This is a genomic window from Bradyrhizobium cytisi (assembly GCF_008123515.1).
GTDB lineage: Bacteria > Pseudomonadota > Alphaproteobacteria > Rhizobiales > Xanthobacteraceae > Bradyrhizobium > Bradyrhizobium cytisi.
Map to the genome: position 1 here is coordinate 1 of NZ_VSSR01000012.1, position 16,045 is coordinate 16,045.

The 16,045-nt window shown below is 65.4% G+C and carries 13 protein-coding genes; 6 read left to right on the forward strand and 7 right to left on the reverse strand.

The window, feature by feature from the left end; genetic code table 11:
• Together FXB38_RS06745 and FXB38_RS06750 are read right to left on the reverse strand one after the other, a co-directional pair.
• Positions 1-708 (reverse strand): sulfurtransferase (locus FXB38_RS06745; RefSeq protein WP_148749995.1); only part of this gene is annotated, 708 nt, incomplete at its 3' end.
• Between the two features lie 163 nt (positions 709-871).
• On the reverse strand, positions 872-2,206 hold the full coding sequence (locus FXB38_RS06750) for a dihydroorotase (protein WP_148749996.1): 1,335 nt from the start codon (positions 2,204-2,206) through the stop codon (positions 872-874).
• Positions 2,207-2,307: 101 nt separating this feature from the next.
• Here FXB38_RS06750 and ygfZ point away from each other — a divergent pair, with 101 nt between their 5' ends.
• The 6 genes from ygfZ to FXB38_RS06780 all read left to right on the forward strand — a co-directional run bounded on the left by ygfZ (position 2,308) and on the right by FXB38_RS06780 (position 8,883).
• Positions 2,308-3,189 carry a CAF17-like 4Fe-4S cluster assembly/insertion protein YgfZ gene (gene ygfZ, locus FXB38_RS06755; protein WP_148749997.1) on the forward strand — a complete coding sequence of 294 codons (882 nt, stop codon included), beginning with the start codon at positions 2,308-2,310 and terminating at the stop codon, positions 3,187-3,189.
• Positions 3,186-3,812 carry a DNA-3-methyladenine glycosylase I gene (locus FXB38_RS06760; protein ID WP_148749998.1) on the forward strand — a complete coding sequence of 209 codons (627 nt, stop codon included), beginning with the start codon at positions 3,186-3,188 and terminating at the stop codon, positions 3,810-3,812. The genes ygfZ and FXB38_RS06760 overlap by 4 nt, the downstream gene beginning before the upstream one ends.
• Positions 3,809-4,423, forward strand: a complete 615-nt coding sequence (locus tag FXB38_RS06765; RefSeq protein WP_148749999.1) for a YfbR-like 5'-deoxynucleotidase — start codon at positions 3,809-3,811, stop codon at positions 4,421-4,423. Before FXB38_RS06760 ends, FXB38_RS06765 begins: the two co-directional genes overlap by 4 nt.
• A 234-nt stretch (positions 4,424-4,657) precedes the next feature.
• Positions 4,658-5,164, forward strand: a complete 507-nt coding sequence (locus tag FXB38_RS06770; protein WP_148750000.1) for a tyrosine phosphatase family protein — start codon at positions 4,658-4,660, stop codon at positions 5,162-5,164.
• Positions 5,165-5,183: 19 nt separating this feature from the next.
• Positions 5,184-6,146: an NUDIX hydrolase gene (locus FXB38_RS06775; RefSeq protein WP_148750001.1), complete on the forward strand. Its 963-nt coding sequence runs from the start codon at positions 5,184-5,186 to the stop codon at positions 6,144-6,146.
• A gap of 49 nt (positions 6,147-6,195) precedes the next feature.
• Positions 6,196-8,883: a DUF2339 domain-containing protein gene (locus FXB38_RS06780; protein WP_148750002.1), complete on the forward strand. Its 2,688-nt coding sequence runs from the start codon at positions 6,196-6,198 to the stop codon at positions 8,881-8,883.
• 3 nt (positions 8,884-8,886) lie between these two features.
• Here the strand turns inward: FXB38_RS06780 and FXB38_RS06785 are convergent, their stop codons facing one another.
• From FXB38_RS06785 to FXB38_RS06805, 5 genes are all read right to left on the reverse strand, one after another.
• Positions 8,887-10,575 carry a methyl-accepting chemotaxis protein gene (locus FXB38_RS06785; protein ID WP_187434706.1) on the reverse strand — a complete coding sequence of 563 codons (1,689 nt, stop codon included), beginning with the start codon at positions 10,573-10,575 and terminating at the stop codon, positions 8,887-8,889.
• A 281-nt stretch (positions 10,576-10,856) separates the two neighbouring features.
• Positions 10,857-12,827, reverse strand: a complete 1,971-nt coding sequence (locus FXB38_RS06790) for a methyl-accepting chemotaxis protein (RefSeq protein ID WP_148750004.1) — start codon at positions 12,825-12,827, stop codon at positions 10,857-10,859.
• Positions 12,828-13,027: 200 nt separating this feature from the next.
• Positions 13,028-14,770 carry a methyl-accepting chemotaxis protein gene (locus FXB38_RS06795; protein WP_148750005.1) on the reverse strand — a complete coding sequence of 581 codons (1,743 nt, stop codon included), beginning with the start codon at positions 14,768-14,770 and terminating at the stop codon, positions 13,028-13,030.
• Between the two features lie 200 nt (positions 14,771-14,970).
• The gene (locus tag FXB38_RS06800) at positions 14,971-15,237 is read right to left on the reverse strand and encodes a DUF6894 family protein (protein WP_148750006.1); all 267 of its coding nucleotides are present in this window, start codon (positions 15,235-15,237) and stop codon (positions 14,971-14,973) included.
• Positions 15,238-15,404: 167 nt separating this feature from the next.
• Positions 15,405-16,007: a hypothetical protein gene (locus FXB38_RS06805; protein WP_148750007.1), complete on the reverse strand. Its 603-nt coding sequence runs from the start codon at positions 16,005-16,007 to the stop codon at positions 15,405-15,407.
• Positions 16,008-16,045 lie beyond the last annotated feature (38 nt).

The window sequence follows — 16,045 nt, forward strand, 5'->3', positions numbered from 1 at the left end:
CATTCTGGATGCGGCAATACGCTCGGCATCGGCGAGCGTCGTCAGGGTCTTGTCAGCATTCACGAGCGTTGCAGCCGACACGTTAACGCTGCCGGGCACGCGGCCGGGCCGGCCGTAGCGGCTCGGCTCAAGACCTTTATGAAACTGCGGTCCGAGCGCATTGACGGTGACGGCCGAAGGATCGCCGATACGCGCTTTCACGGTCGTCCTGTCGACGAAGAAGCCGGCGCGCGGCGCGGCCTTGAAGGTTGTCGCCGGATAGCCCTTCGGTGCGCCTGTCACGACAGGCCGCCCCTCGTCCTTCCATTTGTCGAAGCCGCCGTCGAGCACCTGTGCGTCGACGCCGAGCGAGCGCAGCATCCACCAGAACCGCGTCGACCACATCACGGTGCCGATGCTGTAGAGCACGATGGTCTTGCTTGCATCCGCGCCGTGGCGACCGAACGCAGCTTCGAGCTGGGCCACGCCAGGCATCATGAAGAATTGTTGCGCGGAGGTGTCTGAGAACTCGCCCTGCAGGTCGAGGAAATCGGCGCCCGGGATGTGGCCGGCCGCGAACGTCTTGTCACCGGCGACGGCGCGATACGGCACGTCGCTGCCGGGTGGGACAGGTTCGTTGTAGGTCGTGCAGTCGTAGAGGCGGAGGTTCGGATCGCTGAGAATGACGGCGAGCTGCTCGGTGGTGATGAGGGCGGTTGGCTGGGACATTGTGTGCTCTCCCAATTTGAGCTTGCGCTTCGAGGCACACTGTCATTGCCCGCGAAAGCGGGCAATCCAGTATTCCAGAGGCTGCAGTCGTATCAACCAACTCTCGCCGCGGCGTACTGGATGCCCCGGTCAAGCCGTGGCATGACAGCGGAGCGAGAAGCCCCTACTGCTTCAGCGTCTCCAGGAATCGCACCGGCTCGCCCTGCGAGGCCGTCACCAGCTCGCCCTGCCACATCACGCGGCGGCCGCGGATGAAGGTGCCGACGGGCCAACCCGTGACGCGGACGCCATCATAGGGTGTCCAGCCGGCCTTGGATGCCACCCATTTGTTGGTGATGGTCTCGTTGCGCTTTAGATCGACAATCGTGAAGTCGGCATCGTAACCGGCGGCGATGCGGCCCTTGCAGGCCATGTTGTAGAGGCGCGCGGGACCGGCGCTGGTGAGATCGACGAACCTTGCGAGCGACAGCCGGCCGGCGTTGACATGGTCGAGCATCAGCGGCACCAGCGTCTGCACGCCGGTCATGCCGGAGGGCGACGCCGGATAGGTCTTCTGCTTCTCTTCCAGCGTATGCGGGGCGTGGTCGGAGCCGAGCACGTCGATGATGCCCTGCTCGATGCCGCGCCAGATGCCGGCGCGGTGATCGGCGCCGCGCACCGGCGGGTTCATCTGCGCTAGCGTGCCGAGCCGCTCGTAGCATTCGGGTGCAACCAGCGTGAGATGATGCGGCGTCGCCTCGCAGGAGGCGACATCCTTGTGGTCGCGCAAATATTCGATCTCTTCCTTGGTCGAGATGTGCAGCACGTGGATGCGTTTGCCGGTCTCGTGCGCGAGCTTGACGAGGCGCTGCGTCGCCATCAGCGCCGCGGTCTCGTCGCGCCAGACCGGATGCGAACGCGGATCGCCCTCGATGCGGAGCGCCTTGCGATCGTTGAGGCGATACTCGTCCTCGGCATGGAACGCCGCGCGGCGGCGGATCACCTGAAAGATGCGGCGCAGGCTCTCGTCGTCCTCCACCAGCAGCGCGCCGGTCGAGGAGCCGATGAACACTTTCACGCCGGCACAGCCGGGCGCGCGCTCGAGCACAGGCAGATCCTGCACGTTCTCGCGGGTGCCGCCGATGAAGAAGGCGAAATCGCAATGCATGCGGTGATGGGCGCGCTTCACCTTATCGCTGAAAGTCGCCTCCGTCACAGTAAGCGGCGAGGTGTTCGGCATCTCGAACACTGCGGTGACGCCGCCCATCACAGCGCTGCGCGAGCCGGTCTCGAGGTCTTCCTTCTGCTCCAGCCCGGGCTCGCGGAAATGCACCTGCGTGTCCATCACGCCGGGCAGGATGTGCAGGCCCTTGCAGTCGATCACCTCGGCGGCGGAGCCTTGCGGCAGCGGGCCAAGCTCGGCGATGCGACCGCCTGCGATGCCGATATCGCGAACAGCCTCGCCGTCCTGGTTGACGACGGTGCCGCCCTTGAGGATCACATCGAAACGCTGGGTCATGGCTGGAGACCTCTCTCATCCCCAAGCGCAGGGCTCGAGGTCTTGTCGTTTATGCCTTGCGGGCTTACGTTCCGGAGCACCATGTCGCAAGAGATTTTCGCATGAAATCAGCGTTTCTTCCGGACCGGGGCGTGATCAAGATCGCGGGCGAGGATGCGCGCAACTTCCTCAACGGCCTCATCACGACCGATATCGACAAGCTCAAGCCGGGCCTGGGGCGATTCGGTGCGCTGCTGACGCCGCAGGGCAAGATCATCGTGGACTTCCTGATCACGGAAGTCCCCGCCGGCCATGGCGGCGGGTTCCTGATCGACTGCCCGAAACCGCTGGCCGACGGCCTCGCCACCAAGCTGAAATTCTACAAGCTGCGCGCCAAGGTGACGGTGGACAACCTCTCCGACGATCTCGGCGTGCTCGCGGCCTGGGACGGCCAGCCAGCGGCTCAGCCGGATCTCTCCTTTGCCGATCCACGCAATGAGCATCTCGGCACTCGCATCCTGATCCCCGGGGATCTCAAGCAAAAACTCTCCGACCTGATCGGCGCCGAGCTGGTCGATGCCGCCGACTACGAGGCGCATCGCATCGCACTCGGCGTGCCGCGCGGCGGGCTCGATTTCATGTACAGCGATGCGTTCCCGCACGAGACCAATATGGACCGCCTCGCCGGTGTCGATTTCGACAAGGGCTGCTATGTCGGCCAGGAGGTCGTCTCGCGCATGCAGCATCGCGGCACCGCGCGCACCCGCAGCGTGAAGGTACTGCTCGAAGGCTCCTCGCCCGAGGCTGGTGTCAGTGTCATGGCCGGCGACAAGTCCGTCGGCACCATGGGCTCGTCGGCGCAAGGCAAGGGCATCGCGCTGGTGCGCATCGACCGCGTTGCGGACGCGCTCGATGCCGGCCAGCCGCTGACCGCTGGCGGTCTCGCGTTGAAGCTGGCAGAACCTGACGTCGTCCGCATTCCCGCAAAGCAGCCCACCGCATGAGCCGTGCTCCCCGCCTGCATCCCGACGGAAAGACCCGCTGCCCATGGCCCGGCGAAGATCCGCTCTATGTCGCCTATCACGACATCGAATGGGGCGTGCCCGAGTATGACGACCGCGCGCTCTATGAAAAGCTGATCCTCGACGGCTTTCAGGCCGGCCTCTCCTGGATCACGATTTTGCGCAAGCGCGACAATTTCCGCAAAGCGTTCGACGATTTCAAGCCGGAGAAGATCGCGCGCTACAACGACAAGAAGGTGCACGCGTTGATGAACGACGTCGGCATCGTGCGCAACCGCGCCAAGATCGACGGCGCGATCCTCAGCGCAAAATCCTATCTCGACATCATGGAGAAGGGTCCCGGCTTTTCGAAGCTGTTGTGGGATTTCATGGACGGCCGGCCCAAGGTCAACAATTTCAAGACCACGGCAAGCGTGCCGGCCTCGACACCTTTGTCGGTGCAGGTCTCCAAGGAGCTGTCCTCGCGCGGCTTCAAGTTCGTCGGGCCGACCATCGTCTATGCCTTCATGGAGGCGACAGGCATGGTCAACGACCATCTCGTCGACTGCCACTGCCACGCGACCTGCAGCAAGATGCAGCGCAAGCCGCGCCTCAAGGCCAAATGACGGCCGGGAAGACTTCACGCGACGTGGCTTCCCGCGCCTGGCAGCGCATGCTGTCGGGCCGGCGGCTCGATCTGCTCGATCCCTCTCCGCTCGATGTCGAGATCGGCGACATCGCGCATGGGCTCGCGCGCGTCGCCCGCTGGAACGGGCAGACCATTGGCGCACATATCTTCTCGGTGGCGCAGCACACGCTGCTGGTGGAAACCGTGCTGCGGCACGAGATGCCGGGCGTCGATCAGCGCATGCGCCTCGCCGCGCTGCTGCACGACGCGCCCGAGTACGTGATCGGCGACATGATCTCGCCGTTCAAGGCGGTGCTCGACGGCCATTACAAGGCCGTGGAGAAGCGCCTGCTCGGCGCCATCCACGTCCGCTTCGGCCTGCCGCCCGTTCTCGCGGACGAGATCACGCTGGCGATCAAGGCCGCCGATCGCGGCGCGGCCTATCTGGAGGCGACCGAGCTCGCCGGCTTCAGCGAGAGCGAGGCGAAGCGCCTGTTCGGGAGGGATCCGGGCCTCTCCGACAACGTCCGACGCGACTATCTGACGCCCTGGACGGCGGCGCGGGCCGAGAAGCAGTTTCTGGAGCGGTTTGGCGCCGTGTTTGCGTAAGTGCTGTCATGGGTCGATGGCGCTACTAATTCCGTCGTCGTCCCGGCGAAGGCCGGGACCCATAACCCAAGGGAGAAGTTGCGGTGCGAAACTGACAACCACGAGTCTTCGCAAAACCCGATCCTGTGGTTATGGGTCCCGGATCTGCACTCCGCTTCGCTGCGTTTGTCCGGGACGACGGTGAGGCTTTGCCCACTCTACGGTCGCGGCTATAATCAAGAAAAAGGTCCCCCCATGATCCACGTCTGTTCGCTCGCCGCACTTCCCGAAACCGTCCGCCGCACCGGGGCCAGCCATGTGCTGACGGTGATGGCGAATGTCGAGCAGGTGGCGCGGCCGGTGTCGGTGCTCCCTGCCAACCATCTCAAGGTGTCGATGGACGACATCACCGAGGAGATGGACGGTTTCGTCGCGCCCTCGGAAACGCATGTCGAGCAGGTGCTGAATTTCGTTCGCGGCTGGGATCGCAGCGCACCGCTGGTGGTGCATTGCTATGCCGGCATCAGCCGCTCCACCGCAAGCGCGTTCGCCACGGCGTGCGCGCTCAATCCGAATCGCGACGAGATCGAGATCGCCAAGAAAATCCGCGCGGCCTCCCCGATCGCCTCGCCGAACCGGCGCATCGTCAGCCTGGCTGACCGCGCGCTGGGGCGCAACGGCCGCATGTTGCGCGCGCTCGACGAGATGGGCCCGGGCGCCATGATGGTCGAGGGCCACCCCTTCGTGATCGAGCTCGAATGACATCAGCGATCGTCACCGAATGAGCGACAAGCTGCTGACGCCGATCGAGATCGGCCTGACCGCCGCGATCGTCGCGATCGAGGAGCATGAGCCGCTGGTGCTGACCGCGCGCGGCGGCGACGGCTTGACCGGACTGCCGTTCGGTCCGTTCGATGCGCCGAGCCATCGCACCTTCGAGATCGGCCTGCGCGCCTGGGTCGAGGAACAGGCGGGCTTGCGGCTCGGCTATGTCGAGCAGCTCTACACCTTTGGCGATCGCGGCCGCCATGCGGAAGCCGGCGACACCGGCGCGCATATGGTGTCGATCGGCTATCTCGCGCTGACGCGCGCCGCCGAGGGCACTGCGAACGCGGCGAGCTTCGAGCCCTGGTATCGTTTCTTCCCCTGGGAAGACTGGCGCGAGGCGCCGCCTGCGATCATTGCCCGCGACATCATCCCGGCGCTGACCGCATGGGCCGAGGAAGAAACGCCGGAAACCACGCGCGCGCTGCCGCGAAAAGATCGCGTGCGGTTCTATTTCGGCCTCGAGGGTGCTTCTTGGGACGAGGAGCGCGTGCTCGATCGCTATGAACTCCTGTACGAGGCAGGCTTGGTCGAGGAGGCGCGGCGCGACGGCCGGCCGGCGGCATTGGCGCGCAGGACGCTGCCCCCGCTCGGCACCTCCATGCGGTTCGACCACCGCAGAATCCTCGCCACGGGAATTGCGCGGCTGCGCGCGAAGTTGAAGTATCGTCCTGTGGTATTTGAACTTTTGCCCGCCGAGTTCACACTCACTGAGTTGCAGTATACGGTGGAGGCGATCTCCGGCCGGCACCTGCACAAGCAGAATTTCCGCCGTCTGGTTGAAACCGAAGCCCTGGTCGAACCGACCGGCGTGATGTCGACACAGACCGGCGGGAGACCGGCGGCGCTCTATCGCTTCCGCCGCGACGTACTCCAGGAGCGGCCGGCGCCCGGCTTGCGCGTGCGCTCCCGGCGCTAGATCCAAGATTTGCGATCGGCCCCCGCCCGCCGATTGCCTGGAGGCCTTAATGTTCGACGCCCCGTTCGACGACCTTGCGATTCTCATTGCGATCGTCGCCTTCCTGATCGCGATCAAGGCCACCAGCCAGGCGACTGAACTGCGCCGGCGGATGAACTCGCTCGAGGCAATGCTGTACGCGCAACGGCAGGTGCAGCCGCCACCGCTGATGCCCACGCCGGCGCCCGAAGCGCCCGCGACAATTGCCGCGGAGCCACCGCCGCTCGCGCCCGAAACCGAGCTGGCGCCGCCGGTCACCGAACAAGTTTCGCCGCCTCCGCTCGAGGCGAGCACCGACAATGTCGCGCCGCCTCCCGTGCCCGCCGCAGAACCCGGCTTCGAAGAACGGCTCGGCACCCGCTGGGTGGTGTGGATCGGCGGACTTGCGCTCGCACTCGGCGGCTTCTTCATGGTGCGCTATTCGATCGAGGCCGGCCTGGTCGGCCCCGGCGTGCGCGTGTTCCTCGGCGGCCTGTTCGCACTCGCCTTGCTGGGCGCCGGCGAATGGACGCGGCGCAGGGAGAGCATCTCCACCATCGCGGCGTTGCCGATCGCCAACATCCCCGCGATCCTCACCGCGGCCGGAACTGCGGTCGCGTTCGCAACGGTGTATGCGGCCTACGCGCTCTATGACTTCCTGGTGCCCGCCACGGCCTTCGTGCTGCTCGGCCTCGTCGCGCTCGGCACGCTCGCGGCAGCACTGCTGCACGGGCCGGCGCTCGCGGGCCTCGGCGTGGTCGGCGCCTTCGTGACGCCGGTGCTCGTCTCCAGCGGCAAGCCGGACTATTGGGCGCTCTACATCTATCTGGCCATCGTCACCGCCGCGAGCTTTGGCCTCGCCCGTATCAGGCTGTGGCGCTGGCTCGCGGTCACCACCATTGTCTTCGCCGTGCTCTGGATATTCCCGGGACTCGAAGCGAGCGATTTGCAGGTCGCGCCGCATGCGTTCCATGTGATCGCTGGCTTCGTGCTCGCCGTGTTGCTCGTCGTCTGCGGCTTCATGTTCGGCCCAACCATCGAGGACGGACAGATCGAGCCGGTCTCGTCGAGTGCTCTCGGCGCCTATCTGTTCGGCGCGATGTTGATCGTGCTGTCGAGCGCGCATGCCGATCTCGCGCTGATCGCCTTCACGCTGCTCGTTGCGGCGACGCTGTTCGTCGCCTGGCGGGCCGAGGCTGCCGTCGGCGCGCTGGGTGCAGCCGCTGCGACCGTGTTCATCGTGTTCGCCGAATGGGCCGTGCGCGCCAATCCCGACATGTTGGTGCTGCCGGGCGGCCCCATGCCCGGCATCACGCCGACCGCCACCGACAGCGCAGTGACGCTGCACCTCGTGATGGCCGCGATCTTCGCCGCCGGCTTCGGCATCGCGGGCTTCTTCGCACAGGGGCGCTCGAGCTCAGCGATCATTCCCGTAGTGTGGTCGGCGGCGGGTGTCGCCACGCCGATCGCGATCCTGGTCGCGCTCTATGCCCGCATCGCCCATCTCGACCGCTCGATCCCGTTTGCGATCCTCGCGGTGCTGCTCGCTGCTGCCTTCGCGGCGGCGACCGAAACGCTCACGCGCCGCGAGACCCGGCCGGGCGTTGCGATCTCCACTGCACTGTTTGCGACCGGCACGCTCGGCGCACTGGCGCTGGCGCTGACCTTCGCGCTGGAGAAGGGCTGGCTCACCATCGCGCTGGCGCTAATGTCGCTCGGCACCGCCTGGATTGCGATGCAGCGACCGATCCCGTTCCTGCGCTGGCTCGCCGCCATCTTCGCCAGCATCGTCACCGCGCGCATCCTTTACGACCCCCGCATCGTCGGCGATGCCGTCGGCACCACGCCGATCTTCAACTGGCTGCTGTGGGGCTATGGCCTGCCGGCCGCCTCGTTCTGGGCGGCGAGCATGTTCCTGCGACGACGCGGTGACGACGCGCCGCTGCGCATGGTGGAGGCGGCCGCGATCCTGTTCACCGCGCTGCTCGCCTTCATGGAGGTTCGCCATCTCGCAACCAGCGGCGACATGATCGCAGCGCCGTCACTGCTCGAAGCAGGCCTCCAGGTCTGCGTGTCATTGGCCATGGCGATCGGGCTGGAGCGATTGCGGCTGCGCAGCCACAGCATCGTGCACAATGTCGGCGCGGTCGTGCTCACGGCAATCGCCGGCTTCATCAGCGTGTTCGGCTTGCTGTTCCTAGAGAACCCGCTGCTGTGGCGCATCGATGTCGGCGGCGCCGTGCTCAACCTGCTACTGCTTTGCTACGCGCTACCGGCGGTGCTGATGCTGCTGCTCGCCTATGCGGTCGCCGGTGCGCGCGGCAAAGTCTATGCGAACACCATCGCGGGCGCTGCCCTCGTATTTGCGCTGTCGTACCCGACGCTGGAGATCCGCCGCTTCTATCACGGCCCGTTGCTCACCAGCGGCGAGACCACGGGGGCTGAGCAATACAGCTATTCGATCGGCTGGCTCGCCTTCGGCGTCGTGCTGCTCGGCATTGGCCTAACAGTGAACTCCGAGCGGGCGCGGCTGGCGTCGGCCGCCGTCATCGCGCTGACGATCCTGAAGGCCTTCGTGATCGACATGTCGACGCTGACCGGCGTCTACCGCGCGCTGTCGTTCATGTGCCTCGGCATCGTGCTGGTCGCGATCGGCTGGCTGTACCAGCGCATCCTGTTCCGGCGGCAGGCTCCGCCGGTTCAACAAACAGGCAGTTGAGGATCAGGCCGCGCGGACCGATTCAAGGAACTGCGCGACCTCGACCTTGAGGCGCGTACTGTCGGTCGCGAGCGATTTCGCCGCCGACAGCACCTGCGTCGAGGCCGAGCCGGTCTCGATCGCGCCGCGCTGCACGTCGGTGATGTTCATCGAGACTTCCTGCGTGCCGAGCGAGGCCTGCTGCACGTTGCGCGAGATTTCCTGCGTGGCCGCGCCCTGCTCCTCGACCGCGGCGGCGATCGCGGAGGATACTTCCGACAGCCGCTCGATGGTACCGCCGATCTCCTGGATCGCGCTGACCGATTCTTGCGTCGCCGCCTGGATGCCTGCGACCTGCGCCCCGATCTCGCCGGTCGCCTTCGCGGTCTGCTCCGCCAGCGCCTTGACCTCGGAGGCGACGACGGCGAAGCCGCGGCCGGCTTCGCCTGCGCGCGCCGCTTCGATGGTGGCGTTCAGCGCCAGCAGATTGGTCTGGCCAGCGATGGTGTTGATGAGCTCGACGACGTCACCGATGCGGGAAGCCGCCTGCGACAGCTCGTTGACGCGCGCATTGGTGCGCGCCGCCTGGTCGACCGCTTCCGCGGCCATGCGCGCCGAATCCTGTACGCGACGGCTGATCTCGGTGACGGAGGACGACAGCTCTTCCGAGGCTGACGCAACCGACTGCACGTTGGTCGATGCTTCCTCGGACGCCGCGGCGACCGCCGTCGCGAGCTCCTGACCGCGCTGCGCGGTATTGGTCAACGTCGTTGCGGACGCCTCGAGCTCGGTCGAGGCCGAAGAGACGGTGCCGACGACTTCGCCGATCATGGCCTCGAACTTGCGGGTGATGGCATCGACGCGGCGGCCGCGTTCGATCTTGGCCTCGGCATCGCGCGCGGCCGCCTCGTCGGCGGCCCTCTTGGCGATCAGCGCTTCCTTGAAGATCTGGAGCGCATCCGCCATCGAACCGATCTCGGTCTTGTCGCCACGGTGCGGCACCTCGGCCGAGAGGTCGCCCTCGCCGAGCGACTGCATCGGCTTGATGATCGAGGCAATGCCGCGCGAGACGTCGCGGACGAGATAATAGGCCGCGCCGATCGCGATCGCGACGGAAGCGATGATGATGCCGACCAGCACGCGGAAGATCGTGGCGTAGCTGTCGGCCGCCTGCTTGGTCTCCAATTCGGCGCCGCGGTTGTTGAGCTCGATGTCCTTCGTCAACAACGGATCGGCGGCCTGGGCCATCTTCGCGACCTTGGTCTGCAGCAGCTCGTTGGCGTCGGCCGGGAACTTGCCGGGGCTCTTGCGCGATAGCGCCATCACGTCCTGCACACCGTTCAGATACTCGCCCCAAGCCGTCGTCCATTGTCCGTAGATGGAGCGCTCCTCGGCGGTCGTGATGAGCGCCTCGTAGGTCTTGCGGGTCTGCTCGATGCGTTCGCGCAGCGAGGCGAGGCGCTTTTCGGCCGCTTCCTTGCCCTCGGCGGTGTCCTGCATCAGGTGCAGACGGAGCGCGACGCGCAGCTCATTGACATCAGCGCGGATCGAGCCCAGCGCACGGACGCTCGGCAGCCAGCTTTGCGCGATCTCGACGGTGTGGGAATTGATGTTCTGCATGGTGCCGATCGCCACGACGCCGACGCCGGCGAGCGAGAGCACGAGGACCGACAACACGGTCAGAAGCTTGAAGACGATCGACAACTTCGACATCACGACAATCCCGATGATACGTAAACGCACAAGTCGCCCGCGCCGCGACCGTCGCGGCGGACGGGGCGGTGGTCATTCCAACGATGCTGGCTGGTTCTTATCCGGTAGGATTGCGCTCATAGTTGCAAACAGGCGTTAACAAGAACCTAGGGGAACCACTGATTTGCCGATTTCCGACACTTAGCCCGACTGCAATCATTTGTTGCGGCCGCACCGATACCCCGTCACGCCACACCCCCGCACCGGTGCAATACAGCATTGGGATGTGACGACCTGCGCCGTCAGGCCGCCCGCACCGAATCCAGGAAGCGCGCGACCTCGCTCTTCAGCCGGCTGCTCTCCTGCGACAGCGATTGCGCCGCCGAATGGACCTGGGCCGACGCAGCCCCGGTCTCGCCCGCGCCGCGCTGGACTTCGCCGATATTGGCCGATACGTCCGAGGTACCCTGCGCGGCATGCTGGATGTTGCGAGAGATCTCCTGCGTGGCGGCGCCCTGCTCCTCGACAGCGGCGGCAATGGTCGAGGAGATTTCCGACATCCGCGCGATGGTGTCGCCGATCTCCTTGATCGCGCTGACGGAGTCCTCCGTCGCGGTCTGGATCGCGCCGATGTGCTGGCCGATTTCGCCGGTTGCTTTCGCGGTCTGCTCGGCCAGCGCCTTCACCTCGCTCGCCACCACGGCAAACCCCCGGCCCGCCTCACCGGCGCGCGCCGCCTCGATCGTGGCGTTGAGAGCCAGCAGATTGGTCTGGCCGGCAATAGTGTTGATCAGATCGACCACGTCACCAATGCGCCCCGCGGCCTTGGTCAACTCGCCGACCCGCGCATTGGTGCGCTGCGCCTGCTCGACAGCGACGTCGGCGACGCGCGCCGATTCCTGCACCTGACGGCTGATCTCGGAGATCGACGACGTCATCTCCTCGCTCGCTGACGACACCGACTGCACATTCGCGGACGCTTCCTCCGAGGCCGATGCTACCGAGGTGGCAAGCCCGTTGGAGCGCTCTGCCGCGCGCGTCAGCGTATTGGAAGAGGCTTCGAGCTCGGTTGCCGCCGATGAGACGGTCTCGATGATCTCGCCGACTGCGCCTTCGAAATCATCGGCGAGCCGCTTCATGTCCGCCTTGCGCTGCGCTCGCCGTCGCGTGTCGGCTTCCGCCTGCTCGGCGCGCAGCCGCTCGGCTTCCGTCATGTTGGTTCGGAACACCTCGACCGCACCGGCCATCTCGCCGATCTCGTCCTGGCGTCCGACGCCGGGTACGGCAACCGAGAGTTCGCCGCGCGCAAGCCGCGTCATCGCGTCGACCATGCCGGACAATGTCTTCGAGATCGAGCGTCCGAGCAGGAAGCCGACCACGGTCAGCACCGCAACGGTGACGAGGAACGCGATCATCATCCACATGCGCACTGCGTCGCGGGTCGCCGCTTCGGCGACGTCGGCCTGCTTGTCGAGGCGCTCGACCGTGGCTCGCACCTCCCGCATCCCGGGCTCGAGCTCGCGGAACGTCTGCATCATGCTGGCATCCAGGGCCGCACTCTGCTGCGCGGTCTCGGCCCAGGCCGCGAACTCGGACAGGTATTTCTGGAGCTTGGCCGTGACGTCGTTCATCACCGTCGTCGGGACTGCGACGACCTCGATCGCCTTGGAGAATTCAACGGCGGCCTTCTTCACCTCGGCAATGTATTTTGGGTCGCGCCGCAACATGAAGTCCTTCTCGTGCCGGCGCATCATCAGCATCCAGCTCGTCGTCCTGGGATCGTCGATCTCCTTCAGCTTCGCCTCGATGTCATGCACCGCGGCGCGTAGCGAACCGGACAGGCCGAGCGTCTCGTTCAACCCGAGCCTGGTTTCGGCAGCGACCAGCGCGTTGAAATCCGCAGTGTAGCGCTTGAAGCCCTCCTGGGCCTGCTTCGTCTTCTCGGACAGGGCGCCCATACCGCCTGCCGACATCAGCCGTTCGACCTCGTCGAAATCGCGGTTGATCGGGCCGATAAGCTCGGCATGCGACTTGGCATAGCTCTCGTTGCGGCGCTGCTGAAAATTCTTCTCGTTGCGGCGAGCCTCCAGCATCTCGATCGAGAGCTGCTTGTTGAGGTCGGCGATCGCGCGGGCGCGGTTGGCAATTTCGCGGGAGGCGTCCTGGGAGAGGCTGCCGATTTCATAGATCGCACCGAAGGCGACGAGACCGACGAGGCCGAAGAGTCCGATCGCCATCACCTTATGGGTCAGGCGGATGGAAAGGCCGCTCATGAATGTGCTCCAAAGCGCTAAGACGTAATACAGAAGGGCGACTCAACGCCCGGAATATTGCGGGTATCATGCCTGCGTCGCTTTTCTGGAAGGTTAACCCTGCATCTCATTCGTCGCAGCGCCGCAACATGCGCGCGAGCAAACGCCACGCAATTGCGCGCGGCGGTTGCAAGCTTGAGTCTGTTGAGGAGATAGCGCCGTCAGGCTGCGCGAACGGTGCCCAGGAACTTGCTGACCTCGACCTTGAGACGGGTGCTGTCGCCGGACAGCATCTGCGCAGCCGATAGCACCTGTGACGACGCCGAGCCCGTCTCGCTCGCCCCACGCTGTACTTCGGTGATATTGGACGACACCTGCTGGGTACCCTGAGCCGCCTGCGCCACGTTGCGGGAAATCTCCTGCGTGGCCGCGCCCTGCTCCTCGACGGCCGCGGCAATGGTCGAGGAAATCTCGGACAGTCTTTCGATGGTGTCGCTGATGTCCTTGATGGCACTAACCGATTGCTCGGTCGCGGCCTGGATGCCGGCGATCTGCTGCCCGATCTCGCCGGTCGCTTTCGCCGTCTGCTCGGCCAGTGCCTTGACCTCGGAGGCGACCACGGCAAAGCCGCGTCCGGCTTCACCGGCGCGCGCCGCCTCGATCGTGGCGTTGAGCGCCAGGAGATTGGTCTGGCCCGCAATCGTGTTGATCAACTCGACCACGTCGCCGATCCGCGCTGCCGCCTTGGACAACTCGCCGACGCGCTCGGTCGTGTTGCGGGCCTGACCTACGGCCTCGCTCGCCACGCGCGCGGATTCCTGCACCTGACGGCTGATCTCGGTGATCGAGGACGATAGTTCCTCGGTCGCCGACGCGACCGACTGCACATTAGTGGAGGCTTCCTCCGAGGCCGCCGCAACGACGGTGGTGAGCTGTTGCGTGCGCTCCGCGGTCGAGGTCAGCGTCGTGGCGGACGCTTCGAGCTCGGTCGAAGCCGACGATACAGTGCCGACAATTTCGCCGACGGCGCCTTCGAAGCTGTCAGCGAGCCTGCGCATCTCCAGCTTGCGCTGCTCGGTCGCGATCTGATCCTGCCGCATCTTGGCTTCCACTTCCGCGCGCGCCTTCTGCTCGGACACGATCTTGAATTTCTCGACGGCGCCGGCGACCTCGCCGACCTCGTCCTTGCGGCCAAGTCCCGGCAGCACGACAGAGAAGTCGCCGTCGGCGAGCTTTTCCATCGCAACCGTCAGTGCCCGCATGGGACGCGCGATGCTGAAGACCGAGAAGATGCACGCAGCGATCAGGAGCAGCGCGACCAGCACGCCCGTGATGAACGACGTCCGCGCGACGGACGCGGCTTCCGCTTCTGCTTCCGCGCGAGTTTCGGTGGCCCTCTGCTTGGCAAAATTGGTGATCTGGTCGGCCAGCACGGAGATCTCTTCGTTGATCGGCGCCAGCGTTTCCCTGCGGACGCGGTCGACGTCGGCGGTCAGCTTGGCGAATTGCGCCGCCGCTTCGCCGTCCTTCTTCCCGTCGATCGCGAGCTGCTGGTTGCGGATCGATTCGATCTGCTGCTGTCCTTGGCCGAACCGGCCGACCAGCATCGTCAGGCGATCAATCCGGTTGCGATTTTCGGGCGAGCGCGAGAGCTTGGCCATCTCGCCTGCGAATTTGAGGGCGGACGTCTGGCGATCGTTGAAATAGGTGACGGCCTTCTGCATCTCGGCCGGCGAGCTCGACGTCAGGATGTCGCGAATTCCAATCTGCATCCCGCGCACCGAGGCCTTCGCCTCGGCGGCATTTTGCGCGATCGTCTGCTGTCCGGATGCTTCATTGCCGAGCTTCCGGACCTCGGCACCTCCGCTCATCTGGAGGACGATCATCAGCGCCACAAGGCCGATGGTCAGCACCGAGGTGACGGCGAGCTTGGTGCCAATTCGCAGGTTCTGAATGAACATCATTGCAATATCCCCGGGGTGCGCATTGCCGCAGCGAAGCGTGTAAACAGCCAGGAAGGCTAACCGGCAGGTTGCTCATTAACGTTAAGCGCGGGCGCTCGCCGCGTGGGTAGAAGTACGGAAATACTGCTCAAGTTACCGAATCTGCACAGCTTTCACGTGCAAGCAATTGCCATTTCGCGAAATCGCAGAGGCCGCGTTCGTTAACGTCCGCCCGCATTTGCGCGCGTGTCGGCGCGGCACAAGGCCTCGCCGACCAGGCTGATACGGAACACCGGCTCCTTGTTCTCGTCGAGCAGCTCCATGCTCCACTTTGCATTCGGCTTCAGATTTCGCGAGATGCTGCCGAGCAGATTGGCACAGACCTCGGTCATCTCGGTCCAGGCGGCGGTGGAATCCTCGAATTCGTACGGCTGATCGGCGGCGCCGGAATAACGTCCGGTGCTGATGCGGAAGAAATACAGCGACATTTTTTTGAACCCTTGGTTAGGGCCGCGCCCCGGCCGTCACGCAGGCTGGGGCGCCAGTCGCTACCAAGGCATAAAAACCGCGGGCCGTATGACTACGGCGCGGCGGCTTCGTATCCGATGCATTCGTCAAAGGCGGGTGAATTGCGCTCGCAGTTTCGCGCTAGAGGTCACTCGGTCGAGCGGCGCAGTTCCAGCGGACCTTCGTTCTTCGAATCCGACTTGGGCTCGGACTTCACCGGCTCGATCCGGCTGCTCTCGACCCGCGGAGTCTCGACGCGCGCAGCAACCTCGGTGCTCGATGTGTTGACCGAACCGGTCTGCTCCGGTGCACGCAGCGAGCGCGGCCGCGCGACGGCGCGCGCCATCAGCATCTGGTTGCCGCCCTGGTGGTGGAAGTCGCAATAGGCAAAGCCCATGCCCGAGACCGAGCCGCGGAAGCTGCGGTCGTCGGTCTTTTCGAGGTTGAAGCAAGGCTCGAACGGAATGCCCTTGATCGAGGCGCAAACGTTCTGGCCGCGGATCTGGAGCGTGTTGCCGGGCAGGCGGAGATGCTTGACCGGGCCTGAGCCCGAAAACTGCACCGCGCCGGCGGCGCCGAGATCGTCGAGGATACGGCCTGCACCGCGGGTGCCGTCGAAACAGGTGAAGGCGAACACCTTGCCGGCGACGAAGCGGCGCGCCTCATCCGCGTTCATACTCCCGGCCAAGGCGATGGCCGGCGCAAACGTCACGACTGCCGTGACAGCCCCCAACACAATACGCGCAAGCATGCTCAACTCCGAACTAACCCCCGCAGCGGGCGATGCCT

What these genes read in the sequence shown, in the direction of transcription:
- FXB38_RS06750 (WP_148749996.1), bottom strand. Translation starts at nt 2,206, where the DNA reads ATGACCCAGCGTTTCGATGTGATCCTCAAGGGCGGCACCGTCGTCAAC.
- ygfZ (WP_148749997.1), top strand. Translation starts at nt 2,308, where the DNA reads ATGAAATCAGCGTTTCTTCCGGACCGGGGCGTGATCAAGATCGCGGGC.
- FXB38_RS06760 (WP_148749998.1), top strand. Translation starts at nt 3,186, where the DNA reads ATGAGCCGTGCTCCCCGCCTGCATCCCGACGGAAAGACCCGCTGCCCA.
- FXB38_RS06765 (WP_148749999.1), top strand. Translation starts at nt 3,809, where the DNA reads ATGACGGCCGGGAAGACTTCACGCGACGTGGCTTCCCGCGCCTGGCAG.
- FXB38_RS06770 (WP_148750000.1), top strand. Translation starts at nt 4,658, where the DNA reads ATGATCCACGTCTGTTCGCTCGCCGCACTTCCCGAAACCGTCCGCCGC.
- FXB38_RS06775 (WP_148750001.1), top strand. Translation starts at nt 5,184, where the DNA reads ATGAGCGACAAGCTGCTGACGCCGATCGAGATCGGCCTGACCGCCGCG.
- FXB38_RS06780 (WP_148750002.1), top strand. Translation starts at nt 6,196, where the DNA reads ATGTTCGACGCCCCGTTCGACGACCTTGCGATTCTCATTGCGATCGTC.
- FXB38_RS06785 (WP_187434706.1), bottom strand. Translation starts at nt 10,575, where the DNA reads ATGTCGAAGTTGTCGATCGTCTTCAAGCTTCTGACCGTGTTGTCGGTC.
- FXB38_RS06790 (WP_148750004.1), bottom strand. Translation starts at nt 12,827, where the DNA reads ATGAGCGGCCTTTCCATCCGCCTGACCCATAAGGTGATGGCGATCGGA.
- FXB38_RS06795 (WP_148750005.1), bottom strand. Translation starts at nt 14,770, where the DNA reads ATGATGTTCATTCAGAACCTGCGAATTGGCACCAAGCTCGCCGTCACC.
- FXB38_RS06800 (WP_148750006.1), bottom strand. Translation starts at nt 15,237, where the DNA reads ATGTCGCTGTATTTCTTCCGCATCAGCACCGGACGTTATTCCGGCGCC.
- FXB38_RS06805 (WP_148750007.1), bottom strand. Translation starts at nt 16,007, where the DNA reads ATGCTTGCGCGTATTGTGTTGGGGGCTGTCACGGCAGTCGTGACGTTT.